This is a genomic window from Candidatus Albibeggiatoa sp. nov. BB20, assembly GCA_016744725.1.
Taxonomy (GTDB): domain Bacteria; phylum Pseudomonadota; class Gammaproteobacteria; order Beggiatoales; family Beggiatoaceae; genus Albibeggiatoa.
Genome location: JADGDW010000041.1, coordinates 16,239 through 29,003 on the forward strand (window position 1 = coordinate 16,239; position 12,765 = coordinate 29,003).

General features: G+C 39.4%; 7 protein-coding genes. 3 read left to right on the plus strand and 4 right to left on the minus strand.

The genetic code is table 11. The features are described 5' to 3' along the window. Positions 1–405 precede the first annotated feature (405 nt). Positions 406–966: an AmmeMemoRadiSam system protein A gene (gene amrA, locus ABXH34_RS06690; RefSeq protein ID WP_353571093.1), complete on the plus strand. Its 561-nt coding sequence runs from the start codon at positions 406–408 to the stop codon at positions 964–966. Positions 967–1,041: 75 nt separating this feature from the next. Here amrA and ABXH34_RS06695 read toward each other — a convergent pair whose 3' ends face one another. Next, positions 1,042–3,264: a TonB-dependent receptor plug domain-containing protein gene (locus tag ABXH34_RS06695; protein ID WP_353571094.1), complete on the minus strand. Its 2,223-nt coding sequence runs from the start codon at positions 3,262–3,264 to the stop codon at positions 1,042–1,044. Positions 3,265–3,439: 175 nt separating this feature from the next. After that, complete coding sequence (locus ABXH34_RS06700; protein WP_353571095.1) at positions 3,440–7,336, minus strand: hypothetical protein; 3,897 nt, start codon at positions 7,334–7,336, stop codon at positions 3,440–3,442. Positions 7,337–7,681: 345 nt separating this feature from the next. Between ABXH34_RS06700 and ABXH34_RS06705 the strand changes: the two genes are divergently transcribed. Continuing rightward, complete coding sequence (locus ABXH34_RS06705) at positions 7,682–9,049, plus strand: alanine/glycine:cation symporter family protein (protein WP_502710399.1); 1,368 nt, start codon at positions 7,682–7,684, stop codon at positions 9,047–9,049. A gap of 198 nt (positions 9,050–9,247) precedes the next feature. Here the strand turns inward: ABXH34_RS06705 and ABXH34_RS06710 are convergent, their stop codons facing one another. Together ABXH34_RS06710 and ABXH34_RS06715 are read right to left on the minus strand one after the other, a co-directional pair. Beyond that, positions 9,248–9,871: a hypothetical protein gene (locus tag ABXH34_RS06710; RefSeq protein ID WP_353571096.1), complete on the minus strand. Its 624-nt coding sequence runs from the start codon at positions 9,869–9,871 to the stop codon at positions 9,248–9,250. A 152-nt stretch (positions 9,872–10,023) separates the two neighbouring features. Next, positions 10,024–10,410 (minus strand): NusG domain II-containing protein, encoded by a 387-nt coding sequence (locus ABXH34_RS06715; protein ID WP_353571097.1) that lies wholly within the window; start codon positions 10,408–10,410, stop codon positions 10,024–10,026. 204 nt (positions 10,411–10,614) lie between these two features. Between ABXH34_RS06715 and tkt the strand changes: the two genes are divergently transcribed. Then, positions 10,615–12,600 (plus strand): transketolase, encoded by a 1,986-nt coding sequence (gene tkt / locus ABXH34_RS06720; RefSeq protein ID WP_353571098.1) that lies wholly within the window; start codon positions 10,615–10,617, stop codon positions 12,598–12,600. Positions 12,601–12,765: the final 165 nt, after the last annotated feature.

Genomic DNA, 12,765 nt, shown 5'->3' on the forward strand with positions numbered 1-12,765 from the left:
AAGGCTTGACCATTGTTATCAATGGTGGGTCTTAAAAAGCTAATTTTTATTTTTTTTCTTTGAGGCCATTAACCGATTAGACGTTAGTGGCCTTTTTATTTTTTGTACTTCTCTGTCATAATTACTATAGCCAATTTTGTTTTGGGTATTAGGACTGGCAGTCCTATAAAACTTTAGATATCAATTATTTTTAAAATCAAGGACTGCCAGCCCGTATCATCTTAGAATAAAATGACTATAGTTGATATTATTTGGTGTCAATTAATTATAGTGCATTATTATGCTAGGTTTCATCAGTGCTCTTATATTTTTATTCATCTTTCAGATTTAAGTCAATGTAGCGAAATTGGAATGCCGTTTGAAAACTGGATTGCAATTGGCGCAAATTAAAATTAGGTTGGTATTATGTCTTTAAGTAATGAACATCATAAAATTCTACTACAAACCGCACGGGCTTCTATTAAGCAGGGTTTAGAACAAGGACACCCACCTAATGTAAACCTATCTGAGTATCCAGCAGAATTACGGGTGATTAAAGCCTGTTTTGTTACTTTGGAAATTCAACATAATTTACGTGGATGTATTGGTGCATTGGTTGCGAATCAGTCTCTAATTGAAGAGGTGGCCTGTCATGCTTATGCTGCGGCTTTTGATGACCCTCATTTCACTGTGTTGCAATCCAGAGAATACGCGCTACTGAGCGTACATATCGCAATTTTAAGTGAACTTGAGCCGATGCAATTTGATTCTGAGCACGATTTAATACGTCAATTACGACCTAATATTGATGGTTTGGTATTAGAAGATAAAAGTTATAAAAGCATGTTTTTGCCTATAATATGGAAATCACAGCCTCATCCTCAAGATTTTTTATATCAGCTCAAACGCAAAGCAGGTTTACCCACTGATTATTGGTCAGATTCTATAAAAATTCAGCGTTATACAACAGAGTCTTTTTATAATTAAACCAACAATGAATCAGTTCTTAGAACTGCTTATCATCTGATGATGAGCAATCCTAACAAACTAAGATTCTCGCGCTTAAAAGCGATACTTCAAAGTTAAACCAATACTTCTTGGTTGTTGTGGATTGGCCAGAAAGGTTGAATTTTGAGTGATACTCCCTGCATTGTAATAACGTGTATCAAAAACATTATGAATATCCACGAATACAGACAATTGATCCCACACCTCTATTGCCCCAAAATGTAAATCCATCACCACATAACCCGGAGAAGTAAGCCACTTGCTCGGTTGATTTGGGTCTGGCTTATTAGAAACGGTTTGGTCAATTAAGTAAATTTTCGGGGTAAAAAAATAACGTTGCTGATAAGTAAAAGTCGCGCCCAGCTTTAATTTGTGCTCAGCAATATAAGGTAAATCACGTTTAACATTATTACGTCCCATAACCTCACCCGTAATATAGCTGTAATTTGCCCAGAAACTACCTGAGATATTGTTGCCGAAATAACGTTGATACTGCAAATCAAGGTCTAAGCCATAATGGCGTTCTGTTTCCAAATTTGCTTGAAAATTACCTGCCTCAATATAGCCACCGGGAATAAACTGCACAGGATTTTGCTGGGTTGGACTGGTAGCAACAAGCCCTGTTACCTTTGAAGAATAGCCACTAATTGAAAAATTCAAATCATGGGTAAATTGATGAAACACATTGAATTCCCAGCTACTGACTTCTTCAGGTTGTAAATTAGGGTTTAACACTCGGAAAAAGCTGCTGACATATTCCCCACGTTCATTTTTAACCCCAGAAAATGTACCATAAACGCTGTAACTTTCATGTGGAGATGGAGCGCGGAATCCCCGACCATACAAAAGCTTAACCGTTGTATCTTGTTCTGGTTGATATACTATGCCCAAACGTGGGTTTACCGTGCTGCCATAACTTGAACTATCATCATAACGTACACCCAAAGTGGACGATAATATTTCACTCCAATGCGATTGCAACTGTAAATACAATGACTTATTGGTGTATTCCGTGTCTAAAAATTGGATAGGTAAGGTATCATCCGTCCCAACATAGTATAAGTTTTGTTGACTATAAGGCGTGGATGGTACAAAGGCCGAAGATAAATCAGCGGTGCGCGGCAACGAGTAATAATCATCAAAACCTAAGCCTGCAACTAAATCATGTTTTTCATGTAACAAATAAATAAATTGCTGTTCAACACTGCGTTTTCGACCTTTGGCATATTTATAACCATCTTGAAAATCTGTAAAAATATTATTAAATCGTGAGCTAGGTAAAACCTCATAAGTGCTGTAGTGCAACGTAGTATCACCTGATAAACGTTCAAAATCAAAATGATATTTACTATAAACAGATGTTAGTTCCGTTTCCCAAATAGCATTAGGATCATATAAAGTGGCTTTTGGGGTATCTCCCGTGCTACTGGGACTGAGAAAATGACCGTAATTAAACCCAATGGTCAGATTTTTAAGAATTTCTAATTTGGCGTATGCACTACGACTTTCCGTTGCAGCATAATAATCTTCACGTTCGCTTGCAGGTATCACTACATTGCCTGAAAAAGTGGTTGCATCGGTTTTGGCATAGGCTTCTGGATAATATTGAGATAAATCCGCATTATCAGCTTGATGAATATGTCCACCCAAAGCCAATTTAAAATTCTCATTCAAGTAGCCGCCTGCACGGGCATGATGATAACGATAGCCATGAGAAGCCCAAGTGGTAGATAATTCAACACCGTTAACACTATCACCATCCTCAGTAATAATATTCACCACGCCGCCAAACGCATCCGCACCATACAAGGCCGCTGCAGGCCCATATACGATTTCAACTTGCTTGGCATAATACAAAGGAAAATTATCAGCAACGGGAATAATCTCACCTGTAGGCGAATCAATTCGAATCCCATCTTGTAAAATTAAAAATTTATTGTTGCCCAAATGGCCGCGTAAGGTGATGTTGTTATAGCGGGTTTCATCGCTGACCTTTTGAATATCAACCCCCGGTAAATCTCTTAATAAATCAGCCAAATTGATGTAACGGCGAGTTAAAATCTGTTGTTTGGTGATAACGACTACGGTTGAAGGTGTATCTTTGATATGTTCTTTGCGTCTGGATGCGGTGGTAATCGTGGTTGACATTAACTCTTCAAGTGAGAGTGAGAGTAGATAATCAGAATAGTCACGCTGTAATAAATCTTGAGCAGACAATGGCCATGCTAGCCAATAGAAAATAAAAAAATATCTCATGCTTGAGAATCGATGATTCATTAGTAAGCCCTCTCCTTGTTCGTTCTATAACGTATTATAGTAAATTTTTACCACACATAAGTCATTTTTATGATGATTAATACGTTTTAAAACAAAGTAATAGAATGCTGCGAGCTTATAAAAACACACTGGCCATGCACTTAGACCAGTGTGTGTTCCCAATATCTTCACTTCCTTAAAAAAGACTGATTATGATTTGGGTTGTCACCAATAAATCACCATCTTGTACCTGATAAGCAACACTGCTATCTGGATTTGAGGTCAAACTAGGGGGAATACGTTCACCAGCATCTAAACGTCTGGTTGTTGTATCGAATGTAGGCAATAATAAGTAGGACAAACCAAAGAAGTTTAAGCCCAATGTACCATCCACATTTAATACCACGTTTTCAACCCCTTCAATTTGTTTGGCTAAACTAATAAACGTTTCTGGGAATAGCACCGCAGGATAAATATTTTGTGATGTACCATCAGAAAATACGACCCGACCCTCGCGAATCGGTGCACGTAGATTACGTCTCGCCACTGGCGTATTGTCATCAGGCAAATAAACACCTGTATCACCCGTATCTTGATTCACATCTGCACCAAATATGACAACAACATGCGTAGTACGACCGTCGACTTGAATTTCTAATAATACATCACCTTTATCGTAACAACGAGCTGCATTATTTTCGCCAAGTGTATCACCCAGTAAAAAATAATCTTTCGGAGCTGGAATAAAACTAAATAGTTGTTGAGCAGTTGTTGTCACTAATAACTTCCCTGTTTCCTCATCCAATATTACACCTGCTGCTGCATCTACATTGAGCTGTATCTGACCATCAACATCAGGGATAAATGAACGCTGTAGCCCATCACGATCAATCATTACTACTAAGCCATCTTCACGTTGTTGAATGCTACGAATCCCCTGTGGGTTATTTACATCATTTAAAGCCTGATTCATTTCATTCAAAATAGGAATGCCGCGACCACCAACCCCAAAACCTTTGGAAAAATTAGGAAAATCATAGTCAATACTGACTTGTTGCGGGAACGCCTCAGGCAATTTGAAGCTGGCTAAATTAATCGGCGTATCTGCTGGCACAGTAAGCAAACCATTTTCATCCATTGTCCAACCCGGTTTTAAAAATATTTGTGCGGTTTCTAATGGCACAAGCTCTGGATTGAAATTAGTTAAATATTTAGTTGTACCCCAAGCATTGAGATTGTTAATCGCCGTCTCCTTCATTGCGCCGATATGTTCAGGTGTAATATAGCCAATAAGATAGCCTGTCAAACCACTCATATTATGTTCGGTTAAACCTGAAAAACTCTGTATAGGAATGGCATTAAACTGTGCTTCAGAAACTGAATCTAAGGTTGTTTCAGGAATAAAGCTCATTTGAGCAGGCGTAAGGATTGACATTGCATCGGCTGGAATTTTCTGTAAATCTGCATCCAAAAAAATGCTTAAGGCTTCAGGATCAATCCCAAGCAAATCACGGGTGTTATATTTAGAAAGTTGCTCAGGCTGAATACAATAATCTGGCATATCTGGATATTCAAAGCTTTTGGGTAATTGAATTTTCCCACGCAATTCAACCCCTTCAGCAAATGTGACACTTGGTGTAATGCACACGTTGCTTAATTGGCTATTTTGTAAAATTTCCGCTTGAGCAATAGTGGCAGGCGCACGGGCTTGACCTGTTAAAATACAACTGATTTGACCGCCAATCAGACGGGTATCATCATCTAATTCAACATCGCATAACGTACCCTGACTGAAAATAATATTGTTCAACACGCCGCCAGAGACTAAAGCACCATCAAGTATATTCACATCAGTTAAAGTGCCAAAATTTTGAATCTCATTGCATATATTACCGCCGATTAATTGTGAATAACGGGTGATCGTCGCATTGCACACCGTGCCAAAATTGTAAACCACAGAGCTGATTTTACCGCCTTCAACTGTTGTGTCTGGATTAAGGGTTAAATTAGCAATTAAGCCTTGACTGGTAATATCGCCTGCTAAATAACCTCCTGAAATGCTGCCGTTAGCTTGAATATTAATATCAGTTGCGGTGTTACCAGAATTATTTGTAACCCCAATGATGTTGCTACCTATAGTGACCCCAGATATTGGTGTGATCGGTATCTCCGTTGGCGCATTAGAGTCTGACACTGGTGGTTCATCTGGTTTGCGTTCTACTTTACCTTTCAGCGTAATCAAATATGGATTTTCATCACGGTCATTATTACTTAAGCTAAATATAGGCTTGAATTCACCGAGCAAGCTGCCTGTTAAAATCAAATCAAACGAAGCCGTATAATTTTGCTGATCTTGGGCAATCGACAATAATTGCTTCGGTATGGTTTGTCCAAAACCTAAACTAAACCCTGTTGGAATCGTTGGATTATCTAAGGTTAAAGTATCACTGCCAATATTTCGAATTGTAACCTTAACAACTTTGGATTCGCCTTGGTAAATCGTACCAAAATTGATTTCATTTTGACCCGTTTCAATTAAAATCCCATCAGCAGTTATTTCAATTTCAGGCTCAGGCTGCGCTTGAGTACGACACTGTAAATTATAATTAATAAACGCTTGGCTTGGGCTATTAGTAGTAAATTGTATGCCCAGTTGTGTGCCTGAAATACTGGAAGGAATACACTGCACTGAAAAACCATCAGTTTGCCCAGCCGCTAATTGGATGGCGTAATTATTTACAAAATCAAATTCTCCTGAAGCTTGTGAAACCAATTGAATATCCAGTGGTAACATGCCTTCATTCATAAATGTAATTTGAGCTGAAGTTGGGGTCGCAAATTCGCTAATCATTTCAATGTTACTGTTTAGAATCGGCTGAGAACTGAAAATAGGAGTTTGTTGCTCAAGAAAACTAAAAGTATTGTTAAGCACCGTATCCATAATGACATCACTCAGGCCATCCGCGCGTGATAATAATAATTGAGCGTTGACAGAATAATTACTTGCTTGTAACGATTGTGCGCTAGAAATTTCAATCGCGATTTTATCTTCACGGGTAGTGGCTGGCATCGTATTGCCTGCAAACTGAACGGTTGCCACAGTCGGTGTCAGACTTAAATCTGAACGCGTACCCACGCTTGTCAATCCACTATCATCAAATTCAATAAATACATTCGACACCGTATTCATATTGCCAAATACATTCACAATAAAAACATCTTTAGAATCTAAATTGATTTGATCTTCAATCAAACTGGCATTGTTAACCAATAAATAATTAGCAGCAGATAAAGTCGTATCCGTATCGCTATTACTGCTAAGTACATCTTGTGTATTACCTTCATTAATAAATAAACTATTAGGCGGATTAGCAATTGAATCTAATACTGATGTTGCTGCTTGTGTAATGGCAAAATCAAACTGTTGTACAAAATTGACTAACAAAATATCAGGATCAGTAAACAGTGAGTTTGTACCATTTTGCGCGTCAACATTGGTATTGTGAACCGAGTATGTGACTCTAGCAGGTTTTGAGGTCGCAATAATTGATATGATCGGATGGGCTGCGGTATTGGTAATCCGCCCATTTGCAACACTATAATCAGGATTAGCAGTGGATAAAACCAGACTTGCATTGGCATTGATAGACAGTGCATCGATACTGAAAATTAAAATATTTTGAGGTGGCGTAATTTCAATTAATGAGCCGACTTCCAAAACTTGCAAAATACCATCTGCATTTAAATCTTGCGTCCCCGTTGCGGAATTGGGCTGATTGCCTTCTTCGAATAACAGTACCGCATTATCACCATTCCAGATAATTTCTTCGGTCAATGTAATACGTACAAATGTGGTATTCGTTGCATCTGTTGTTACGCCCATATCAAAGCGCATTGCATGATCTTGGGTCAGGAAATTACCATTGGGTGTTATCACCGCTTGGTCAAGGTCGAGTACATAAGGGTTTGTGCTGGAAACAGGTAGGTCTGCTGGTAATGAGACGGGCACAATATCTGCTGCTTGGGCTACTGTACATTGCAAAATAATCAAAGCATTGAATAACAGTAATTTGATGAAATAGGCAAGCTTCATAATACTTATTCCTATATATTTTAAGTTGAATTACTGTCAAGTGTAGCGATTTTTGCGCATTATTCAAAATTCAATTGGATTAAATTTGTCTGAAATACGCTAACCACATGATATTGCATTTTCTTTAGGTTTGATTTTAAATTCAATAATCCGTATATTTTTCAAGAATTGAGACAGCAATAGCTCTGTCATTAGATAGCAATTCAAAGCCTGTAGGAAAAAAATCATTAAAACATTAACCTGTATAAAGTAGGGGAAATATTCACTATTATTGTGTTATTTTGCGCATATCGTTATAGTTGATAGCGTGTATTTTCGTGTACCATTATAAAAAGGAGTTAGCACGTGGAAACCACTGAACCATTTGATTTTATGGTATTCATTACAGATATTGTTGGACAGGTAAACAGTATTGCATGGGGGCCTCCTATGTTAATGCTGATTTTAGGCGTAGGTTTGTATTTAACCCTTGGCCTGATGTTTATGCCAATGCGCAAACTGGGTTACGGCTTCTCTTTACTATGGCAAGGACGGCAACAAACAGGTGAAGGTGATATTAGCTCATTTAACGCCTTGATGACTTCTCTTTCTGCAACCATTGGTACAGGTAATATTGCAGGTGTGGCAACAGCGATTTATTTAGGTGGGCCAGGTGCATTATTTTGGATGTGGTGTACAGCTTTAGTCGGCATGGCAACCAAATATTCAGAAGCAGTATGTGCAGTGCATTACCGTGAAGTGGACGCGAATAAAAACCATATTGGCGGTCCTATGTACTATATTAAAAATGGCTTGGGCAGTCATTGGGCTTGGCTTGGTGGTGTATTTGCCTTCTTTGGCGCATTCGCAGGTTTTGGTATCGGTAATATGGTACAAGCCAATTCTGTTGCAGACGTTTTACAAAGCAATTTTTCGGTAGACCCCAAAGTCACAGGTTTTGTGATGGCCTTATTTGTAGGTTTGGTTTTGATTGGTGGTATTCGCTGGATTGCTGAAGTTGCAGGCAAATTAGTGCCAACAATGGCGATTTTATATGTCTTAGGTGGTATTACTATTTTGGTTCTCAATGCAGAGAAAATTCCTGATGCCGTTAATTTAGTCTTTACGTATGCGTTTACGCCTGCTGCGGCTCAAGGTGGTTTTGCTGGTGCGGCAGTTTGGATGGCAATTCGATTTGGTGTTGCGCGTGGTGTCTTCTCCAACGAAGCGGGTTTAGGTAGTGCCCCGATTGCTCATGCAGCCGCACAAACTGACAGCCCCGTACGTCAAGGCCTGATTGCAATGTTAGGTACATTCATCGATACGATTGTCGTTTGTACCATTACAGGTTTAGTCATTTTGATTTCTGGTGCTTGGACAGGTGAAGTTAGTGGTGCAAGTTTATCCTCTTTAGCATTTGAACAAGCATTACCCGATATGGGTGGCTATATTGTCACATTTGGCCTCATTTTATTTGCGTTCACCACCATGTTGGGCTGGAGTTTCTATGGTGAAAAATGTGTGCAATATTTATTGGGAGTCAATGCGATTATTCCATTCCGTATCCTCTGGGTTATGGCGATTCCTGTCGGTGCAATGATGAAATTAGATTTTGTCTGGCTGTTGGCAGACACCTTAAATGCTTTGATGGCATTGCCTAACTTGATTGCATTAGTGCTGCTCAGTCCTGTTATTTTCAAATTAACTCGAGATTATTTCGCACAGCAACATTAATTTTGTGAACTATAGTCGTTTTATTCTAAGATGATACAGGACTGGCAGTCCTGTATCATCTTAGAATATCAATTACTTTAAAAACTAAGGACTGCCAGTCCTAACATCCAAAACGAAATTGACTATAACCTATACGAGAATTGGTAGCTTTTTTGAGTTTGGATAAAATGGCTACCAATTCACCCGATTGAACTATTATTATTTCTGCGATTTCTTTACAGCTTGTTTTTCAACTAAATTTATTTCCTCATAATGTCGGCATGACAATGCCAATAATATCGCCAAATGAATGTAAATTTTTAACGGCACATCATTGGCTTTAAATTCTTCTGCATGAGCTGCTTTATTTCTTAAAATGCGTAATTCATTGAATTGATGAAATTGACTGTCGGTGAAAATACCTTGTTGTAATAGTATTTTAGCTTGTATAGGGCTTTTTATTGAACGTAGTTTGATTTCAGGAAAATGCAAGTTGATTATTCTAGCCACCGCAGTTTCGGCGATTAGAAATGATTCGATAATAGCCGAGCGTGGAGACACATTGCCCAATGTCAGCAAATCATCTAGTGCCTCTTTTAAATCTTCAGGCAGTTTTTCTTCATTAAGCCCTAAATCTTTACTAGGCAGCAAACAGTCTTCATTTTCAGACGCTAATTGATTGACTCGTTCAGAAAATTCCGCTTCGATATAACCACTTTTAAATCGAGTTAAACGAGGTACAAGACTTTCTAATTTATCCCTAAAAGATAGAATGATAAGAACGACCACAGCAGGCCATGCCAATGACTCTATAACTGTCGCAATAAATGTTTTCCAGTCCATGGTTCGCGCTCCTGAGTGGTTCAGTTTTTAAATTCCAGCTATTTTTAATGACAAAAAGATGCTTGCTATGAATGATGAATATATGGTGAATTTTGGTTTATGTGAGAGGATTGCTAGTTCAGCCTGTAAACAACGCACCCGCGTCACTTGAGTTAGTAAGAAATCGAATCAAACTGTTCAGATTGGGAAGCATGGACTTCAAGCAGAATATGATTAGGTAAACATGCTGCAAAGGCCCCTCCTGACTGCTGCCAACCTGCGTGAACACAGTATTTTCCCTGACAAGGTGAGCTTACAAAACGGATTTTACCTTGCTTAATTTCCAATCGACTATGTCCTAAAAGCCCTTTCACATCCAATATATATGTTTGATGTAACGTCACTTTTTGCGTGCCTGTTGGCGAAGTAATCAACACGTAATCAGCAGGACTTTGTTGCCAATAACCCGCATACAATGGAATCAGACTGAGCAAGGCAATGCTGAGCACGACCCAATCCATTGGTTTTAGATGTTGTCTGAGTTGTTGTAAAATGTGCATTTTTTGGCGTAAATAAAACCATTTTACCCGATTAAACTATAAAAAAACTAATCCTAAACCAAAATAAAAGTTATGATTTCAGTCAGAATATAATGATATATTGATGAACCAACAATTTTAAGCGAAAATGCAGCCCATTGCTTTTTTAGCCAACAACCAGAATAAATTCAAATATTTTTAATTAAACCAATGAAGGAGGAAGTTATGCCTACACGTCGTGACTTAGCCAATGCAATTCGTGCATTAAGTATGGATGCAGTACAAAAAGCCAAATCTGGACATCCCGGTGCACCAATGGGGATGGCGGATATTGCCGAAGTATTGTGGAATGATTACATGCACCACAACCCTAGCAACCCAAACTGGGCTAACCGTGACCGCTTCATTATGTCTAACGGGCATGGCTCAATGATGGTGTATTCTTTATTGCATCTCTCAGGTTATGCGTTGTCAATTGAAGATATTAAACAATTCCGTCAATTACATTCAAAAACGCCGGGTCATCCTGAATACGGTTACGCACCAGGAGTTGAAACCACCACAGGGCCTTTAGGTCAAGGCATCACCAATGGTGTTGGGATGGCGATTGCTGAAAAAACCTTAGCAGCACAATTCAATAAAGACGGTCATGACATCATCGATCACAACACGTATGTATTTTTAGGTGATGGCTGTTTGATGGAAGGTATTTCCCACGAAGCCTGTGCGTTAGCGGGTACGTTGAAATTAGGCAAATTAGTCGCGTTTTATGATGATAATGGCATCTCGATTGATGGCGAAGTCGAAGGCTGGTTCACTGATGATACGCCTGCGCGTTTTGATGCTTACGGCTGGCATGTAGTGCGTGATGTTGATGGTCATGATTCTGATGCAATTAAAGCCGCGATTGATGAAGCCCGTAGTGTTACGGATAAACCGTCTATCATTTGTTGTAAAACCATTATTGGCTGGGGTTCTCCGAATAAAGAAGGCAAAGAAGACTGTCACGGTGCACCATTAGGTGATGATGAAATCGCATTAACTCGTAAACGTATCGGCTGGGCACACGACTCTTTTGTGATTCCTGAAGACATTTATGGCGGTTGGTCTGCCAAAGACAAAGGCGCAACCTCAGAATCGGATTGGAATAGCAAATTAGCAGCATATAAAGCCGCATTCCCAACAGAAGGTGCAGAATTAGAACGTCGTTTAAATGGTGATTTACCTGCGGACTTTGAAGCAAAAGCCAACGTATTTATTGCTGAAGTTGATGGCAAAGCAGAGAAAATTGCTTCTCGTAAAGCTTCACAAAATAGCTTAAACGGTTTTGGCCCCTTGTTACCAGAATTATTAGGTGGTTCTGCAGATTTAGCGGGTTCAAACTTAACTTTGTGGTCAGGTTGCAAAGGCATTCAAGAAGATGCAGCGGGCAACTATGTATTCTACGGTGTACGTGAATTCGGCATGTCCGCAATCATGAACGGTATCACTTTGCATGGTGGTTTCGTGCCTTACGGCGCAACATTCTTGATGTTCTCTGAATATGCACGGAATGCGTTGCGTATGGCGGCATTGATGAAAATCCCTACGGTTTTCGTTTATACCCATGATTCAATCGGTTTAGGCGAAGATGGCCCTACACATCAACCTGTTGAACAAATTGCAACCATGCGTTTGATTCCAAATATGAACATTTGGAGACCTTGTGACGCGGTTGAGTCTGCAGTGTCTTGGAAAATGGCGATTACGCGTAAAGATGGCCCAAGTTCATTGATATTCTCTCGTCAAGGTTTACCACATCAAACCCGTGATGCAGCGCAAATTGAAGCGATTGAAAAAGGCGGCTATGTTCTAAAAGATTGTAGCGGCACACCAGATGCGATCATCATTGCGACAGGCTCAGAAGTCGGTTTAGCGATGGATGCAGCAGCACAATTGAGTGGTAAAAATATCCGTGTGGTATCTATGCCTTGCGTTGATGTGTTTGAAGCCCAAGACCAAGCTTACCGCGAATCAGTATTACCAAGCAGCGTTAAATCTCGCGTGGTGGTTGAAGCGGGTTCAACAGGTTTATGGTACAAATATGTCGGCTTTGAAGGTCAAGTTGTGGGCATCGATTGCTTCGGCGAATCCGCTCCAGCAGGCGATTTATTCAAAGAATTCGGTTTCACTGTTGAAAATGTAGTGAAAGTGGTTGAAGCGGTGATGTAATTTTTAATGTAGGGTGTATAAACGCAGTGTCATACACCAAAATGTGACACATTCAAGGTGCATGACGTTTCACTTATGCACCCTACGCTTGTTGATTTCCTCAGACCAGAAAAACAAACAGTTATGCCGTACTTTATCTAATCTCTGCTCGTGTTCCATATATTC